The following is a 17,916-nucleotide window of genomic DNA, read 5'->3' on the forward strand; positions in this document are numbered from 1 at the left end:
GCGAAGACGGGTGCCTATAGTGCCGCGCGCAAAACGAATCAGGCGGATGACGAGGTCGGGATCATGAGCGGAACAGACGGTAAGACGAACATCCGGAAGGTGGTGCTTGCCTATTCGGGCGGTCTCGACACCTCGATCATTCTCAAGTGGCTGCAAGAGACCTACAACGCGGAGGTGGTGACGTTCACGGCCGATCTCGGCCAGGGCGAAGAGATCGAGCCCGCGCGCAAGAAGGCCGAGATGCTGGGCATCAAGCCCGAGAACATCTTCATCGAGGATGTCCGCGAGGAGTTCGTCCGCGACTACGTGTTCCCCATGTTCCGCGCCAACGCGCTCTACGAGGGGATCTACCTGCTCGGCACCTCCATCGCGCGGCCGCTGATCTCCAAGCGGCAGATCGAGATCGCGCGACAGACCGGCGCCGACGCCGTCTGTCACGGCGCCACCGGCAAGGGCAACGACCAGGTGCGCTTCGAGCTCAGCTATTACGCGCTCGAACCGTCGATCAAGATCATCGCGCCGTGGCGCGAGTGGGCGTTCAAGGGCCGCGAGGATCTGCTCGACTTCGCGCGCCGCAATCAGATTCCCGTCGCGAAGGACAAGGAAGGCGAGTCGCCGTTCTCCATCGACGCCAACCTGCTGCACTCCTCGTCTGAAGGAAAGGTGCTGGAAGACCCCGCGCAGAAGCCACCGGAGATGGTCTATCAGCGCACGATCTCGCCGATGGACGCGCCCGACAAGGTGACGACGATCAAGATCGGCTTCGAGAAGGGCGACGCGGTTTCGCTCAATGGCCAGAAGCTCTCGCCCGCGACGCTGCTCAAGGCCCTCAACGATCTCGGCCGCGACAACGGCATCGGCCGCATCGATCTGGTCGAGAACCGCTTCGTGGGCATGAAGAGCCGCGGCGTGTACGAAACGCCGGGCGGCACGATCCTGCTGCATGCGCACCGCGCCATCGAAAGCCTCACGCTCGACCGCGGCGCGGCACATCTCAAGGACGAGTTGATGCCGCGCTACGCGGAACTCGTCTACTATGGCTTCTGGTTCTCGCCGGAACGCGAGATGCTGCAGGCAGCCATCGACAAGAGCCAGGAGCATGTCGAGGGCGAAGTGACGCTCGAACTCTACAAGGGCAACGTCATCGTCGTGGGCCGCGAGAGCGCGAAGTCTCTTTACACGCCGAACCTCGTCACCTTCGAAGACGACAAGGGCGCGTACGATCAGAAAGACGCGCAGGGCTTCATCAAGCTCAATGCGTTGCGGCTGAGGACGCTCGCTGCACGTGACAGAAAGTAACGGGCTTTTTCGGCCCACTTTATCTATCTATGCCGTACGATCACGGATGCCCGGCGCGCTTAACACAAAGCGCGCCGGGCATTTTTATTTCGACGGAATCGGCCTGCTTCAAACGTCTCCATGAACGAGGCGTGTGCGTCTCATTGTGGCCCTACATAAAGTGGAACCTCATCGAGTGGTGCACGTTCCAATTTCATCACGCCCTTCAATACAAGAGGAGAAGATCCCTTGAAGATCGCCGCTATCGCTCTTTCTGCCGCCATTCTCGGCGCCATGAGCTTCGCGCCCGCCAGTGCGGCCCCCGCCGTTGCGCCCTCCGCCGTGAAGGCCGCTACGCAGCAAGCCAGCGGCATCGAACTCGTTCAGCGCCGTGACTATCGTGATCGTCGCGGCTATCGCGACCGTCGTGGGCACAGCCAGCGCTATCGCGCAGGTCAGCGCCTGAAGTCTGCGCCGCGCGGGTATCGCCGCTACGATCGCCGCCCCAGCTACTGGCGTACGCGCAATTGCGTGTCGGTCGGGCCGCTCTGGTTCTGCCCGTAAGATCGCAACACATTCCGATCTGAAACGTGCCGGGAAGATCTCTTCCCGGCATTTTTCTTTGCTCGCCGATTTCGTTCAGCGGCTGCCTTGGAAATGCCGCCGTCGCACCATCACGGTGAGGATCTCATCCGCTCCGTTGAGATCCCGCCTTCATGACCCGCGCCTCACTCGACCGTACGCTGCGCCGCGCCTATGCCGGGCTCGGCCTCGTGCTGTTTCTGGCTCTTGCCGCAAAATTCGCCGACCGCGTGCCGGGCCTCGCCGGGACGCCGTTCGAGAGCGCAGCCCTCGATCTTTACGATTATCTCAAAGACATGGCGCTGGTGTTCGTGACCGTCGTCGCGGCCTATCTCGCCAACGTGTTCCAGAAGCGCTCCAAGTTCGTCGAAAGCCTGGAGGAGGAATGGCGCGGCATCGTGAGAACGAAGTCGGCGCTCTTCGCGTTCTGCGAAAAACCTGACGCCTCGGGAGACGACTACATCGCCGCGTTCTGCCGCATCTCCGAGACGATCGACAACATGCGCATCGTCTATCGCAACGTGGGCGAGACGGACCGCCTCGTCGGCCTCTATCCGTACGCCCCGCTCCACGACATGCGCCGGGCGCTGCAATCGCTCAATCCGCGCAAGCGCTCGGACCTGACGGACGCTGACAGGAAGCTCGCACGCGATGCGATCCTCCAGTCGTTCTATGCGCTGCGCGAAAACTTCCTCGAAGAGCTGGATCTCAGGGAGCCCGACAACCCGCTGCTGATCTCAGGCGGGCGACGGCTCAAGCAGCCGGGATCGACGCGGGGGGCATCGAGACGCCAGGAGCGCCAAAGAATTAGGCAGAATTCAACGCCCATGGCGCGAGAGGACGTGGATGCCTTCCTCGCCGGCCTTTACCAAGCTGAACAGCACAAATGACGCACTAATTACCTTACTATTCCAACGAGTTACCCTTCCAATCGGCGGGAATGACAACCCCAGCAGATCACACGCTTGACATATGCTTAACAAATGGTTTATGATTCGACTGTGCGACAAGTCTCGCACATACCGAATAGGCCCGTCCTGCTGGAACAGGAAAGGCCTTTGTTGTCAATTGCTTGAGTTGCTCTGACCGCGCCGTTTACGTTTGCTGCTGTTAATAAATACACGTTCGTTGCGACGCGTCAAGATCCTTCTTCAAGCGCTTTGAAGGAACGCTAAAATGCGTAATCCAAGTAGAACGTTAACATTTGAAGATGCTGTTCAGATCCATATGCTGTTGTGGGATGGTTGGCTTCAAAGTCGGATTGCAGCGAAGTTTGATGTGAATGGGGGACGAATCTCCGAGATCAATACAGGCAAACGTTTCCCCGGAAGCGCCGCAGTCGCTGCACAAAACTACAAAAGGCCGTCTGCAGCCTAACTTGACATGCGCCGAGGGGGAAAACCCCCTCGGCGCTTTTTTCGCCGACTGTTTCACCTGCAAGCAATTCCTGTCGTGGCCGCCAACTTTTGTGGCGGTCCGGGCTCTCATGTGCTAGGTCCGCGCATCTTTTTTTGTGCGGCGCACACGCCCACCGATCCGATCAGGACACCCATGGAACTCCGCAACATTGCGATCATCGCCCACGTCGACCACGGCAAAACCACGCTGGTCGACGCGCTCCTCAAGCAATCGGGCACCTTCCGAGAAAACCAGAAGATCACCGAACGGGCGATGGACAGCAACGATATCGAGCGCGAGCGCGGTATCACCATTCTCGCCAAGTGCACCAGCGTCGTCTGGAAAGATACGTTGATCAATATCGTCGACACCCCGGGCCATGCCGATTTCGGCGGCGAGGTGGAGCGCATCCTTAACATGGTCGACGGCGTGATCGTGCTGGTGGACGCCTCCGAAGGCCCGCTGCCGCAGACCAAGTTCGTCGTCTCGAAGGCGCTGAAGCGCGGGCTTCGCCCCATCGTCGCCATCAACAAGATCGACCGTCCCGACGAGCGGCACGGCGACGTTCTGAACGAGATCTTCGATCTCTTCGCCAACCTCGATGCGACGGACGAGCAGCTCGACTTCCCGGTGCTCTACGGTTCCGGCCGCAGCGGCTGGATGGCCTCCGATCCGGCCGGCCCGCGCGAAGATCTCTCGCCGATGTTCGAGCTCATCGTCAGCCACGTGCCGCCGCCCACGGTCGAGCCGGGCCCCACGCGGATGCTGGCCACCACGCTCGAAGCCGACAACTTCCTGGGGCGCATCCTGACGGGCCGCATCTCGTCGGGCAGCCTGAAACCGAACCAGCAGCTCAAGGCGCTGAACCGCGACGGCAAAGTCGTCGAGACGTTCCGCGTGTCGAAGGTGCTGGCCTTCCGCGGTCTCGAACGCGTGCCGGTGGAGGAAGCGCAGGCCGGCGAAATCGTGGCCATTGCCGGTATGAGCGAGGCGACGGTTGCCGACACGCTTTGCGATCCGGCCGTCGAAGCGCCCATCGAGGCGCAGCCCGTCGATCCGCCCACGCTCTCCATGACCTTCCGCGTCAACGACGGGCCGTTTGCGGGCACCGAAGGCGACAAGGTGCAGAGCCGCGTCATTCGCGACCGGCTGGAAAAGGAAGCCGAGCGCAACATCGCAATCCGCATCACGCCTTCGACGGAAGGCGGCGAATCTTTCGATGTCGCAGGACGCGGCGAACTTCAGCTCGCGATTTTGCTCGAAAACATGCGCCGCGAGGGCTTCGAGGTCACGGTTTCGCGGCCGAAGGTCGTGTTCCGGAAAGACGAGGCTACGGGCGAGAAGCTCGAACCGATCGAGGAAGTCATCATCGACGTCGACGAGGGCCACACCGGCGTCGTCGTGCAGAAACTCTCCGAGCGCAAGGGCGAACTCCTGGAGATGCGGCCCTCCGGCGGCGGACGCACGCGCATGGTGTTTCATGTGCCGACGCGCAGCCTGCTCGGCTATCAGGCGGAGCTTCTCTCCGACACGCGCGGCACGGCCGTCATGAACAAGTTGTTTCACGACTACGCGCCCTTCAAAGGCGAGATCGCCGGCCGGCACACGGGCGTGCTGATCTCCAACTCGGATGGCGAAGCGGCGGCGTACGCAATCTTCAACCTCCAGGACCGCGGGCCGTTCTTCATCGGGCCGCAGACCAAGGTTTACGTCGGCATGATCGTGGGCGAGCACTCGCGCGACAACGATCTCGAAGTCAACGTCGTGAAGGGCAAGAAGCTCACCAACGTTCGCGCATCCGGCAAGGACGATGCGGTGCTGCTCACGCCGCCGATCAAACTGACGCTCGAACGCGCCATGAGCTACATCACCGACGAAGAGCTGGTGGAAGTGACGCCGCAGTCGATCCGGCTGCGCAAGCGTTGGCTCGATCCGAACGAGCGCAAGAAGCAGGAGCGCAAGAAGGAGAGCGAGCGGGAGGCCGTGGCCTGACCGCCCTTCAGGGGTTGCCGAGGCTCCAAGAGCGAACCGGGAACTTTCCCCTTCCGGTAGCAGAGATGCTGCTTCTACACTTCAATTCGTGGGAGAGGTGACGTATAGTTCCCGAGTGATCGCTGCTCAGGTTCTGAAACCAATGAGTTTTACCGGCTTCAGCCCAAGGCGCGAGCATCTCAATCGGCCGTTTGCGGGGAAGGTCGTTGAAAAAACTCGACGCACAGATCGCGCGTGACGTGGTGGACGGCACTCATGCGGCTTGGAGCAGCGGCGACATTGAGCGGGTTCTGAGCTTCTATACGGACGATCTCACCTACTGGTGCAATGCCGGCTCCATTGAGGGTACGCCCTACGTGGTTCATGGAAAACCCGCGTTCCGCACCTTTCTCCACTCGATCAGCGCCGTGGCGGAAAGCGGGTCTGTCACGGAATACTTTCATTTCGAGGACGGCGTCGCGCGAACCAGCGTCGAATGCTATCTCCTGCACCGACGTACGGGGCTGGTGCTATCCGGCTCGTTCCGCCAAGTCATGACCTTTCGCGGACGGCGCATCGCGCGTCTTGAGGATTACCACGACGCGGCCAAAATGGGGGCCTTCTGGCGCCTCGTCTCCTGCGAAGAGACGGTGCAGATGGCGGCTGAAGACCTGAACTGATCCCGCCTCAGGATGCGCGGCCCGGCTCAATCGCGCGACACGGACACGCCCCGCAGCGCAGCGGGAGCGCCATCCAGGAACTTCGCAACGGTGAGCGCGACGAAACGGTCGCGGTCCGGCGTCACCTTGAGCCCGTACACCCAGCGCCGGATGGCGAGATAAAAAATCTCGCCGTGGAGACCCCACGACAGCTCAAGTTCCGCTTCCGACGGCGGCGCGCCAGGAGGGATTTGCACGCCCGCGGCTTCGCGCAGCTCCAACGCCACAGGCATGATGACCTTGCGGCGGATCAGGCTCAGATAGCGCCGGTTGATATTGACGCCGGCCAGCCCGCCGAAGACGAACGCCCGGACCCACTCGGGGCGATCGATGGCCGTGAGATACTCCCTGTAAAAGCGTTCGAGACGGGTGCGGAGGTTTACGCTCCGGTCGCCGAGAAGCTCGTCCCAGGTCGCGTCCCACCGGCTGAGAAAAACCTGGTCGTAGACGCGGTCGATCAGCGCGTCCTTGGTCGGGAAGTAGCGAAACAGGAGCGCATGCGAGATCCCGAGCCGCGCCGCGAGATCCCGCATGCCGCCGCCGAATCCCACCTCCGAGAAGTAGCGGATGGCGCCTTCGACGATTTCCTGCTCGCGGCGCTCGGGATCGAGGCGCTTGCGTTTTGGCGGTTCGGGTTTGGCGTCCTGCACGAACGTGCTCCTTACCTCGGCTTCAGGCCGTGGCGCGTCTTTTTGACAAGGCGGCCAGTGGAGAGCCCGCCTCCTCATGTCGGGATTTCTTCGATCCGCGTCACGCTACGCCGTTCAGCTGCCAAGGTCACCATCCCTGGCAGCCATTCCCGCGCAGGGCACCGCGAGCGCAGCGGATACCGCATAGAAAAAGGGCCCCGCAATGCGGGGCCCTTTCTCGTTTCCGGTGCGGCTCGCGATTACTCGCGTTCGCCGAAGAGCTGCAGCAGGTGCACGAACATGCCGACGAAGTTCTGGTAGAGCGAGAGCGCGCCGAAGATGGAAGCCTTGGCGACGGCCTCGGAGTTACCAGCCAGCAGGTAGTACTCGTCCTTGATGCGCTGCGTATCGTAGGCCGTGAGGCCCGCGAACACGAGCACGCCGATGATCGAGATCGCGAAGGAGATCGCGGGCGACTGCAGGAAGATGTTGACGACGATCGCGAGGATCACGCCGATGAGGCCCATGAACAGGAAAGAGCCCCAGCCGGAGATGTCCTTCTTCGTGGTGTAGCCCCAGATCGAGAGGCTCGCGAACGCGGCTGCCGTGACGAAGAAGACGTTGGCGACCGAGTTGCCCGTGAACGCGAGCAGCAGGATCGAGAGCGATGCGCCGACGAGCCCGCAATAAATCCAGAACGACGTCTGGGCGGCAGGCACGCTCATGCTGTTCGCGCGGAAGGCGAAGAAGAACACGAACGCGAGCGGCGCCAGGATCAGCGCCCAGCGCACGGGAGAGGCGTACAGCGTCTGGCCGAGAGAGGTGAGCGCTTTGGCGCCGGTGACCGGGTCGGTCGTGACGGCCATCGAGAACACCAAATAGGCTACGACGCCGGTGAGCGCGACGCCCAGGGCCATGTAATTGTAGACGCCCAGCATGTACGCGCGCAGACCTTCGTCGACGCCGGCCTGGCCGACGGTCGTCGGTTGCGTATATCTGCTGTCAAACTGTGCCATGTGTGTCGGAGTCCCCTTAAAGACTTCTAGCGCAAAGTGAATTTGCCCAGCGCATATGAGATGGGCGCGGTTCTCTTTCAAGAGAGGCGCCCACGGACCATGCCGGGCACTTGCGCCCTTCATACGGCAATTCGGGGCCGATGTTAATGTTGCGGCGCCAAAAAATCGGCCTCGGGCCCGTCCGTTCGGATACGTACGTAAGCCGGCCGAAAAACCATATCGCATTGTTTTTCCGCGATTAACCGGCTCTCAAGGTGGCCGTGGGCCTGGCGCGCAGGACCGCCCACGTGCCGAGAGAGCCGAACAGCAGCACCAGCCCGATCGCGACACCCAGCGCTTTGACGACAGCTTCCACGCTGAAGGTGAACGGGATCCGCATCACCTCGGACACGGCAATCCAGGACGCCAGCCCGCCGAGGGCAACCGCAAACAGCCCGGCAACGACGGCGAGCAGCACGTATTCCAGCATGTGAGAGACGAGCACCCTGCGGCGCGTGGCCCCGAGCACCTTGAGCACGACCGCTTCCAGGACGCGGCGGCGCTGCGCGGTGGCGAGCGCGCCCGCAAGCACCAGCGCGCCCGCGACCAGCGTGACGCCTCCCGCCACGCGGATGGCGACCATCACCTTTTCCAGGATCTCCGTCGCGGTGTTGAGCGCATCTTTGACGCGGATGACGGTGACGGCCGGAAAACTCTTGCCGACCGCGCGGCCGAGACCGGCCTCCGCTTCGACGGCCGTACCAGGTGGCAGGCTCACCGTCGCGAGCAGATTGTGGGGGGCGCCTTGCAGCGCATTCGCCGAGAACACCATGACGAAGTTGAGCGTCAGGCTCTCCCATTTCACCTCGCGCAGGTTGGCGATGCGCGCGGTGAGATTGCGCCCCAGGACGTTGACCGTCACGTAATCGCCGATCTCGACGCCGAGGTGTCCGGCGAGGTCGCGTTCGAAGGAGACGAGCGGCTCGCCGTCGTAGCCCGCAGGCCACCAGCTTCCGGCGACCAGGGTGGAGCCTTCAGGCAGCGTGTCGGAATAGGTGAGGCCACGATCTCCGTTCAGAACCCATTGCGCCTCGGGCGGCAGCTTGATGTCCTCCACCTTGCGGCCCGCGAGTTCGATCATGCGGCCGCGTAGCATCGGCGCTTCCGCGAGATGCGCGCCAGGAACGGCGCCTTCCACAATGGTTCGGAGCTGTTCCGCGTCGTCCTTCGGGATGTCGAGAAGGAAGTAGCTCGGCGCATTCTTCGGCAGGCGGCTCGTCAGTTCCTCGACGAGCGATGCATCGGCCAGCGCTACCGCGACCAGAAGCGAAAGCCCGGCGCCGAGCGACACGACGACCGAACGCGTGAGCCCGCCCGGCGCTCCGAGGTTGCCGATAGCGAGCGCGAGTTCTGGCCACCTGGGGCGGGGCACGCGGCGAGCGAGCCGCGTCACCGCCGTGCCCAGCGCGATAAACACGAGAAACACGAGCACCAGCGCGCCACAGAAGTAAAGCGCGATGCGCAAACTCTCCGACATGGCGAGCGCGAAGCCGATCAACGACGCCGCGATGATCGCGGTTGCTGCGACGATGCGCGGGCGAGGCCAGACCGTATCGGGCGCCACCTCGTCGCGGAACAGTACGGACGGCTTGATCAATTCGGCGCGTCCGAGGGGCCATAGCGCAAACAGGAGCGCGACGAGAAGACCGTAGGCGATACTGACGAGGACCGTCGTCGCCGAATAGGCGACCTCGGCCCGCACCGGCAGCGCGTCGCCGTAGAGCGCGATGAGCACGCCCGGCGCGGTAAGCCCGACAGCAAGGCCGAGCACGACGCCGATCAACGCAATCGCAAGCACTTGGATCAAGAAAATGCCGAGCACGGTGCCGCTCGTCGCGCCGACCGCTTTCATCGCGGCAATGACGTTGCGGCGGCGCTCGATGAAGGTCGAGACCGCGTTGGCGATGCCGACGCCGCCGACGATCAGCGCGGCGAGGCCGAGAAAGGTGAGAAACTGGCGGAGCCGGTCGAGCGTGCGCGTGATCTGCGGCGAGGGATCGCGGCGATCCGCGACGACGAAGCCGGATTGCGAGAGGTTGGCTGCGGCCTTCTCGCGGAATGCGGCGAGATCCGCAGGTGTCGCGCCGGCTCCGTCTTTGAGGTTCAGCGCGTAACGCCAGCGTACGAGCGTGCCAGGCTGGACGAGTTCCGTTTTTGCGAGCGTTTCGTGCGAGACGAAGACGCGCGGACCATAGGTGAGCCGGTCGGCGACCGCATCGGGCTCGTTGACGAGGGTCGCGCGGACGATGGCCTCGGCCTCCGCGAGGCGGATCGGATCGCCGATCTTGAGACCGAGACGGCTCAGGATGACGGGATCGACCACCGCGCCGCCCGGCTCGGAAAGCGCTTCCGCGAACGACGCTCCTTCGACATCGACCTCGCCGACCAGCGGATAGGCGGCATCGACGGCTTTCAGCTCCACGAGCGCCTGCTCCTCGCCGTCGAGGCGGCGGGCCATGGTGCGGACGGTCGCCGTTTCGCTGAGCGTGCCTTCGGCCGCCAGCCAGCCGCGTTCAGCGTCGGTCGCGCGGGCGTGCATCCGTGCGAATGTCACGTCACCGCCGAGAAGGACGCCGCCCTGGCGCTCGAAGCCCGCGCGGAGGCCATCCGACAGCGTGCCGACGGTGGCGATGACGGCGACGCCGAGCGCGACGCAGGCCATGAAGATGTAGAAGCCGCCGAGGCCCGCACGCAACTCGCGCAGCGCGATGCCGACGAGGCGGGAGGGGGCAAGGCCCGAGCGGGTGGGGCGGGGCGTATCGCCGGCAGACGGGGTCACGACGCTCATGCTGCGACGACCGTGACGTTGTCGGCCACGATGCGGCCGTCCTCCATGCGGATGGTGCGCTCGCATTGCTGGGCGAGGCGTTCGTCGTGGGTCACGAGAACGAGCGTCGCTCCGCTCTTCTGCTTGAGGCCGAACAGGAGTTCGACGACCTGCCGACCCGTCTTGCCATCCAGATTTCCCGTCGGCTCGTCCGCAAGCAGAAGTTTGGGCTTCGGCACCAGGGCGCGGGCGAGCGCGACGCGCTGCTGCTCGCCGCCCGAAAGCTGGGCTGGGAAATGGTCGATACGGGCGAGCAGGCCGACGTCCGAGAGCAAGGCCCGGGCCTGAGCGCGCGCGCCTGCAACGCCCGCGAATTCGAGCGGCAACGCCACATTCTCAAGCGCCGTCATGGTGGGAATGAGATGGAACGACTGGAAGACGATGCCGATATCCTCGCCGCGGGCGAGCGCCATCGCATCTTCGTCCAAGGCATTGAAATCGCGCCCCGCAACGTGCACATCCCCTCGTGTCGCCCGTTCGAGCCCCGCGAGAATCATGAGCAGCGATGTCTTTCCCGAGCCAGACGGCCCCACGATGGCGAGCGACTGGCCGCGCGCGACATCGAGCGTGATTCCTTTCAAGATATCGACGACGCCGGCCCGGCTTTCGAGCGCAAGACCAACGTCGGCAAGGCGAATGATCGGCTGGGGCACGTGGCAAGGCTCCATGAGATTCGGGCGAAAGCTGTGCCACGACGGCAGGGGCAGACCAACATCGAAGCGTGGTGAGGCAAAAAAATGAAGCCAAAGCAGACAGCTTCGACCTTCACGGGTCAGATGGTGCGGGCCATCGCGCTCGTCAACCTCTGGCTTCTGGCCGCGATGACGCCAGTGGGGGCGGACGATGCACGCCCGATCCGCATCGTTGCGTTCGGCGACAGTCTGACCGCCGGATACCAGCTTAAACAGGATCAAGCGTTTCCGATCCAGCTCGCGGCCGCCCTCAAAGCCAAGGGCCACGCCGTGGATGTTGTGAATGCGGGTGTGTCCGGCGACACGACCGCGGCGGGGCTCGCGCGGTTCGATTGGGCGGTGCCGGACGATACGGAGGCGGTGATCCTCGCGCTCGGCGCCAACGACGCATTGCGCGGCATCGACCCGGACGTCGCGCGCCACAATCTGGATCAGATCCTCACCAAACTCCGTGAGCGGAACATCGACGTGCTGATCGCCGGCATGCCGCCGCCCAAGAACTGGGGGAAGGATTACGAGGACCGCTTCGGCGCGATGTACGCCGACCTCGCGGAGACGCACGGGGCACTGCTTTATCCGTTCTTTCTCGACGGGGTCGCTCTCGATCCGAAACTCAACCTCGCGGACGGCATGCATCCCACGGGCGAGGGCATCGGCATCATCGTCGAGAAAATCCTGCCCGACGTGGAGGAACTGATCCGGCGCGTCGAGGCCAGGCGCGGGGCGGGCTCGAAGTCGTGATGCGGTTTTCCGCGTGCAACATTGCTGAAAACCGTTTCACATAGGCGCTTGTCCTCGTTCGCGCGCAATCGAGTTCTCCATGCCCCGCCTTTTCACAGCCCTCGCGCTTCCTCCGGACCTCGCGGATCGGCTTGCGGATCTCGCGATGCCGCTTGCGGGCGCGCGTTGGATCGCGCCCGAGGACATGCACATCACGCTGAGGTTCGCGGGCGACATCGACAATCCGACGGCGCGGGAGTTTCACGCCGCCCTCTCTAGCATCGAAGAGCCTGCGTTCACTCTCAAGCTCTCGGGGTTCGGGGCCTTCGGCGGGCAGCAGCCACGCACATTGTGGGCAGGTGTCGCGGACAATCCGTGGCTCGACACGCTGGCGCGCGCCAACGACCGCGCAGCCAGGAGCGCCGGGCTTCCTCACGCCAAACATCCGTTCCGCCCGCATGTGACGCTTGCGCGCCTCAGGGGCACGCGTCCGGAGGCCGTGGCGCGGGTGCTGGAACAGCTCGGCGCCTTCGAGAGCAAGCCGTTTTCGGTCGAGGAGTTTCTGCTGATGTCGTCGAAGCCGAAGGTCGGCGGCGGGCCGTACGTGGTGGAAGAGGCGTTTCCGCTTGGGGGAACGGACGCGCGCCAAGACCGCTGGAGTGAGCTATAGAGGCGGGCGACGCTCGGGGGAGGTTCCATGCAGAATACGGCGGTTGAAGGCGCGGAATCGGCGGCGGGTGGCGCAGTGCAGGAACCCGCGCCGCGCCGCGCGCTGATTTCGTGGGTGCTGTTCGACTGGTCGGCGCAGCCTTATTACACGCTCATTCTCACGTTTTTATTCGCGCCCTACTTCGTCAACGCGGTCGCCTCCGCACCCGCACACGGGCAAGCGCTATGGGGCTATGCGGCAGCGGCGGCGGGCATCCTGATCGCGCTCGGCAGTCCGTTCCTCGGCGCGCTTGCGGACGGGCGCGGGGCGCGCAAGCCGTGGATTGCAACGTTCGCCGTGTTTCTGGTCGCAAGCCTGGCCGCGCTCTGGTTCGCGGTGCCGGGGGCGGATAGCGCGACGATCCTGTTCGTGCTCGCCGCATTCGTCATCGCGACGGCGATGGCGGAATTCACGACCGTGTTCACGAACGCGATGATGCCGACGCTGGTGCCGCCGAGCCAGTTGGGCCGCCTCTCGGGCACGGGCTGGGCTGTGGGTTATGCCGGCGGTCTTTTGAGCCTCGCCGTCATGGCGGGGCTCATCGTTACGGATCCCGCGACGGGGCGCACGCTGTTCGGCCTCGAACCCATCCTCGCGCTCGATCAAAGTGCGCGCGAGGGCGACCGTCTCGTGGGGCCGTTCGCGGCGCTGTGGTTCGCGCTCTTCATGATCCCGTTCTTCCTGTTCGTGCCGGATCGGGCGCACGTCGCGCCATCCTCAGCGCGCCGGCCCGCGCTCGCGGAGCTGTGGGAGACGATCCGCGGGCTGCCCTCGCATAAGGATATGCTGCTGTTCCTCATCGCGCGGATGCTCTACGCGGACGGTCTCGCGGCCATTTTCGCGTTCGGCGGCATCTATGGCGCGTCCGTGTTCGGCTGGGGCGCGATGGAACTCGGCATCTTCGGCATCGTGCTGACCCTCACCGGCGTGTTCGGCGCGCTGATCGGCGGCGTGCTCGACGACCGCGTGGGCTCGAAGCGCGTGATCATGGTGTCGCTCGTTCTGCTGCTCGTGGGCGCGCTTGGAATTTTGTCGGTCGATCCGAACCACGTGCTGTTCGTGACGGACGTCGTGCCCAAAGTGGCCGGTTCGGCGCCGTTCTCGTCCACGGGCGAACTCGTGTTTCTCGCGTTCGCGATGCTGGTCGGGCTTGTGGCCGCGCCGGTGCAGGCCGCAAGCCGCGCGCTGCTCGCCCGCCTCGCACCGCCCGAGCGCATGACGCAGTATTTCGGCCTATTCGCCTTCTCGGGCAAGGTGACGGCGTTCCTCGCGCCGTTGCTGGTCGCGGTCGTCACGCAGGCGTCGGGAAGCCAGCGGCTCGGCATGGCATCGATTGCCGTGTTCCTCGTCGCGGGTCTTTTCCTGATGGTTCCGGTGCAGACGGCGCGGAGGCGCTGAGGCGTCTTTTTAGCGAGACCGATGATTCACGCTTCAGGCTGGTAGGGCCTGAAGCGATCATGGTCTAGCGCGGATCGTCGCGGCGGGAGACCATGAACCACGACAGGCCCACGCCGGGGTCGTCCCACACGCGCTGCCAGCGAAAGCCCGCCTTCTCGTAAGCGCGCACGGCTCTCTCGTTCTTGACGGAGGGAAACACGCACACGGCAACCGCGAGCGTGGTCGCGAACACTTCTTCCCTCAGTGCGGCGAGCGCCACCTGGCCCACGCCCTTGCCGCGATGGGCTTCGTCCGCGACGAAGAGATCGAGATCCCACGTGCCGGGCTCCAGATCGTCGGGCAGGCTGTCGCCCCAGAGCGTGGCGTCGACGGCGTGCGCGTAGCCCACGGGCACGCCGTCCACCTCGATCATGCGGCAGATGCCGTGCTCGGAGGAGAGCGCCATGTTGACCTCGGCCTCCGTCGCGGAAACAGGCCCCCACCAGTCCTGAATGTCTGGGCGCGACAGCCAGCGGCGGATGGTGTCGAAATCGGCCCGCGTGGCCCGCCTCAGGCTGACGCGCGGGGCCTGCTCCATCTCAGTGCCGGAAGTGACGCATGCCGGTGAGCACCATGGCGAGGCCGCGCTCGTCGGCCGCCGCAATCACCTCCTCGTCGCGCATCGAGCCGCCGGGCTGGATCACCGCCGTTGCGCCGGCTTCAGCCGCGGAGAGCAAACCGTCCGCAAACGGGAAGAACGCATCGGAGGCGACCGCCGAACCCTTGATGTCTAGACCGGCCATCTCCGCCTTGATGGCGGCGATACGCGAGGAGTTGACGCGGCTCATCTGGCCTGCGCCGATACCGATGGTGGCGCCGCCTTTGGCATAGACGATGGCATTCGACTTCACGGATTTTGCGACCTTCCAGGCGAACAGCAGATCGGCCATCTCTTCGGACGTCGGCTGGCGCTTGGTGACGACGTGGAGGCGCTCGTAGAGCGCGAGGTCGGCGTCCTGCACCAGCAAACCACCCGCGACGGTCCGCATCTCGCGGCGCGGGGTGGCGGCCAGCGGCCAGGCGCCCGTTTCCATGAGGCGTACGTTCTTCTTCACAACGACGGCTTCGCGCGCTTCGTCGGTGACGGACGGCGCCAGGATCACCTCGACGAACTGGCGTTCGACGATCTTTGCAGCGGTTGCGCCGTCCAGCTCGCGGTTGAAGGCGATAATGCCGCCGAACGCCGATTCCGGGTCGGTGCGATAGGCGAGGTCGTAGGCGGCCTCCAGCGTGTCGGCCTCGGCCACGCCGCAAGGGTTCGCGTGCTTCACGATCACGCACGCCGGGCGCTCCGTGAACGCTTTCACGCATTCGAGCGCGGCGTCGCTGTCGGCGACGTTATTGTAGGAGAGTTCTTTGCCGAGAAGCTGACGCGCGGCGGCGACGGTGCCGGGTTCGGGCGTTGCGCTGACGTAGAAGGCCGCGGACTGGTGCGGATTCTCGCCGTAGCGCATGTCGATCGACTTACGATATTGGGTGGTGATGGTCGGCGGGAAGCCCGTCGCATCGCCATCCGGATGGTTCGCGACCGCACCGAGCCAATTGCTGATCGCAGCGTCATAGGCTGCGGTGCGTGCATACGCCTTGGCCGCGAGGCGCTTTCGGAACGCAAGCGACGTACGCCCGCCGTTGGCGGACATCTCCGCGAGAAGCGGCTCGAAATCCGTGTTGTCCACGACAACCGTCACGGACGCGTGGTTCTTCGCGGCGGCACGGATCATCGCCGGACCGCCGATGTCAACGTTCTCGACGCACTCGTCATAGGCTGCGCCCTTCGCTACCGTCTGCTCGAAGGGATAGAGGTTTACGATCAGAAGATCGATGGGCGTGATTTCGTGCTCGTCAGCCGCGGCCGCGTGGACGGCGTTCCCCCTGACGCCGAGCAAGCCGCCGTGCACCTTGGGATGCAGCGTCTTGACCCGGCCATCCATGATTTCCGGGAAGCCTGTGACGTCGGCCACGTCCGTCACTGCAAAACCGGCGCCCTTGAGCTTGGCCGCCGTGCCGCCGGTCGAAATCAACTGCACGTTCCGCTCGGCCAGCGCACGCGCCAGATCCTCAAGCCCGCTCTTGTCGGAAAGCGAAATGAGGGCGCGGCGAATTCTCGGTTCGGGTTCTTTCATGGGTCTTTCTCGTCGTCGTCTTCGTTTCAAGTCTCAGTTCTCGCCTTCCAGCACCCAGCGCACCTCGGTCTCGCCGAACGTCGCGCCGCGGGCCACGATCTGGAGCGCACGCCGCGGGCCGGCAGAGTCCGCGAAATAGGTGCTTTCCTCGATCGCGAGCCGGGCGCCTTCCAGGCGGAACCACCAAACGTCGTCGCTCGATCCGAGTTCGATAATGGCAACATTTGGGTTTGCGGCCCGGCGACAGCGGATGCCGGGGTGCAGATGGAAATGGATGGCGAACGGAATGTCCTTACGCAAGCGGAGCGTTCCGTCGTGGCCCGTCAATCGGTCGATCCCGAGCAGACGCCGGCCGGTGGCCCCGAGCATGAGCGTACGGCTGTGGTCAAGACCGAACCGGCGCACATAGCCGTCGTGGCTGGTCTCGATTTCGACACCGCCGTCCGGCTCGTGCACCTTGACGCGCACATCTTCAGGATAGCGGATCGGCGGACCGCCGACCAACTCCTCCAGCATTTTATGGCGAACGAGCTTCGACGACGACTTCTCGCCGAGGCACAGCGTGTTGTGGCTCGCGGTCGCGCGGGCGGCGCTGCGCCACTCCCCGCTCGATGCGGCCGGTGCGCCGCCATTCACGAACAACAGCTCGGTGCCGACGCTGAACTCGAACGAGAGGCATCCTGCGTGCGCCTCGGCCGCGGCTTCGAGCGGCGGCGGCGAGCCAGCGTCCACGATCAGGATCGAAGCGCCGCGCTCGGCCCGCACATAGTGGGACGCCGGCGCTTCGGCCGGGAGGACGCCGGGATTGTCGTCGTAGACCAGGACGGTCGCCAAACCGGCAGGCGATGCGACGCTCATGCCGTTGAAGCGGGCGAGCATTCCATCGCCGAGCCGCATGTACTTGAGCATGGCCAGCATCGCCTTGAGCGCGGCGGCCAGCTCCGGCGGGGCTTTGAGGCCGCGGGCGGAGAAGCACTTGTGCAGCGGCAAGAGGTCCAGCATCAGTTCGACCAGCACGCCGGGATTTCGGCTGACGTGGCCCCCGTCCGGCAAGATCTGACGGCGCAATTCCTGGACGAATAGGCGCTCCGTTTCCGCCACCTGGTTTTCGTGCCCGGAAATGCAAAGCTGCGCGAACAAAAGCGACATCAGAGAAACCAGCCGCGGATACCCGCTGGGGCTCGTGCGCCAGCCCGCCGCGAGGCGGACGAGCTGCATCCCGAGGCTTTCGGTCAGGATGTCGTAGGTCTCCGCGTCGGCTTCTTCGAGCAGGAACCCCGAATGCGAGATCCAGGAGACGAGGCGGCGGCCGGTGACGGGCGCTTCCCAGGCGATGCCGCCGCCGCTGCCCCGGTGGCGCATGGCCCATTCGGTGGCGAGCACGCGCGCCATGTCGCGCGCCTCAGGCCGGGCGACGGCTGCGAGATGGCGCAACCAGCCGAAGCCGTGCAGCTCCCGCGCCCAGGCTTCGCTCGGCGGCGTAATGTCGAACGGCGAAACGTCGACTGCGCTGGCGACCATTCCCGCCAGGCCGAAATGTCCGACCTCGACCTCGTCCCAGAAGCTCGGATCGGCGGTTCTGAGATCCTGCGGGACGATCAGAAGCTGCTCAGCCGCGGACGCCGCGAAATGCCAGCGAAACGGCGGCTTGTGCAGCATGGAGGACACGGCGCCGCGCCGCAGCCGGTCGGCGGCCAGCTGCGTGATCCTGATCCGCTCAGAAATTTTGAGCCGCGGCATTCTTTCCTCGGATGATGGTGGGGGAATGGTAGCACG

15 protein-coding genes are annotated in these 17,916 nt (G+C 64.6%); 8 read left to right on the forward strand and 7 right to left on the reverse strand.

The window, feature by feature from the left end; genetic code table 11:
* Window positions 1-63: 63 nt before the first annotated feature.
* From W911_RS01070 to W911_RS01090, 5 genes are all read left to right on the forward strand, one after another.
* Window positions 64-1,299, forward strand: a complete 1,236-nt coding sequence (locus W911_RS01070) for an argininosuccinate synthase (protein ID WP_023785662.1) — start codon at window positions 64-66, stop codon at window positions 1,297-1,299.
* 228 nt (window positions 1,300-1,527) lie between these two features.
* Window positions 1,528-1,842, forward strand: a complete 315-nt coding sequence (locus W911_RS01075) for a hypothetical protein (protein WP_023785663.1) — start codon at window positions 1,528-1,530, stop codon at window positions 1,840-1,842.
* A 152-nt stretch (window positions 1,843-1,994) separates the two neighbouring features.
* Entirely contained in the window at window positions 1,995-2,750 is a 756-nt protein-coding gene (locus tag W911_RS01080) for a hypothetical protein (RefSeq protein ID WP_023785664.1), read from the forward strand.
* Between the two features lie 661 nt (window positions 2,751-3,411).
* A complete protein-coding gene (gene typA / locus W911_RS01085; RefSeq protein ID WP_023785665.1) occupies window positions 3,412-5,250 on the forward strand; it encodes a translational GTPase TypA in 1,839 nt (612 codons plus the stop codon).
* A gap of 206 nt (window positions 5,251-5,456) precedes the next feature.
* The gene (locus tag W911_RS01090; RefSeq protein ID WP_023785666.1) at window positions 5,457-5,909 is read left to right on the forward strand and encodes a nuclear transport factor 2 family protein; all 453 of its coding nucleotides are present in this window, start codon (window positions 5,457-5,459) and stop codon (window positions 5,907-5,909) included.
* A gap of 26 nt (window positions 5,910-5,935) precedes the next feature.
* On the opposite strand, the gene W911_RS01095 is transcribed toward W911_RS01090, so the two are convergent.
* The 4 genes from W911_RS01095 to W911_RS01110 form a co-directional block, all read right to left on the reverse strand.
* Window positions 5,936-6,598: a TetR/AcrR family transcriptional regulator gene (locus tag W911_RS01095; RefSeq protein WP_023785667.1), complete on the reverse strand. Its 663-nt coding sequence runs from the start codon at window positions 6,596-6,598 to the stop codon at window positions 5,936-5,938.
* Between the two features lie 239 nt (window positions 6,599-6,837).
* Window positions 6,838-7,593, reverse strand: a complete 756-nt coding sequence (locus W911_RS01100; RefSeq protein WP_023785668.1) for a Bax inhibitor-1/YccA family protein — start codon at window positions 7,591-7,593, stop codon at window positions 6,838-6,840.
* Between the two features lie 238 nt (window positions 7,594-7,831).
* The gene (locus tag W911_RS01105) at window positions 7,832-10,420 is read right to left on the reverse strand and encodes an ABC transporter permease (protein WP_023785669.1); all 2,589 of its coding nucleotides are present in this window, start codon (window positions 10,418-10,420) and stop codon (window positions 7,832-7,834) included.
* Window positions 10,417-11,127 carry an ABC transporter ATP-binding protein gene (locus tag W911_RS01110; RefSeq protein ID WP_041316107.1) on the reverse strand — a complete coding sequence of 237 codons (711 nt, stop codon included), beginning with the start codon at window positions 11,125-11,127 and terminating at the stop codon, window positions 10,417-10,419. Before W911_RS01110 ends, W911_RS01105 begins: the two co-directional genes overlap by 4 nt.
* Window positions 11,128-11,196: 69 nt before the next feature.
* Here W911_RS01110 and W911_RS01115 point away from each other — a divergent pair, with 69 nt between their 5' ends.
* The 3 genes from W911_RS01115 (at window position 11,197) to W911_RS01125 (ending at window position 13,978) form a co-directional block, all read left to right on the forward strand.
* The gene (locus W911_RS01115) at window positions 11,197-11,892 is read left to right on the forward strand and encodes an arylesterase (RefSeq protein ID WP_023785671.1); all 696 of its coding nucleotides are present in this window, start codon (window positions 11,197-11,199) and stop codon (window positions 11,890-11,892) included.
* 79 nt (window positions 11,893-11,971) lie between these two features.
* Complete coding sequence (gene thpR / locus W911_RS01120; RefSeq protein WP_023785672.1) at window positions 11,972-12,541, forward strand: RNA 2',3'-cyclic phosphodiesterase; 570 nt, start codon at window positions 11,972-11,974, stop codon at window positions 12,539-12,541.
* A gap of 27 nt (window positions 12,542-12,568) precedes the next feature.
* Window positions 12,569-13,978, forward strand: coding sequence for an MFS transporter (locus tag W911_RS01125; RefSeq protein WP_023785673.1), 1,410 nt, complete (start codon window positions 12,569-12,571; stop codon window positions 13,976-13,978).
* A gap of 64 nt (window positions 13,979-14,042) precedes the next feature.
* Here the strand turns inward: W911_RS01125 and W911_RS17050 are convergent, their stop codons facing one another.
* Genes W911_RS17050 through W911_RS01140 form a run of 3 tightly spaced genes read right to left on the reverse strand, consistent with a single transcriptional unit; the run spans window position 14,043 to window position 17,880 of the window.
* Entirely contained in the window at window positions 14,043-14,555 is a 513-nt protein-coding gene (locus tag W911_RS17050; protein ID WP_023785674.1) for a GNAT family N-acetyltransferase, read from the reverse strand.
* 1 nt (window position 14,556) lies between these two features.
* Window positions 14,557-16,140: a bifunctional phosphoribosylaminoimidazolecarboxamide formyltransferase/IMP cyclohydrolase gene (gene purH, locus W911_RS01135; RefSeq protein ID WP_023785675.1), complete on the reverse strand. Its 1,584-nt coding sequence runs from the start codon at window positions 16,138-16,140 to the stop codon at window positions 14,557-14,559.
* A gap of 33 nt (window positions 16,141-16,173) precedes the next feature.
* The gene (locus tag W911_RS01140) at window positions 16,174-17,880 is read right to left on the reverse strand and encodes a heparinase II/III family protein (protein WP_023785676.1); all 1,707 of its coding nucleotides are present in this window, start codon (window positions 17,878-17,880) and stop codon (window positions 16,174-16,176) included.
* Window positions 17,881-17,916: the final 36 nt, after the last annotated feature.

Source organism: Hyphomicrobium nitrativorans NL23 (genome assembly GCF_000503895.1).
GTDB classification, from domain to species: Bacteria; Pseudomonadota; Alphaproteobacteria; order Rhizobiales; family Hyphomicrobiaceae; genus Hyphomicrobium_C; species Hyphomicrobium_C nitrativorans.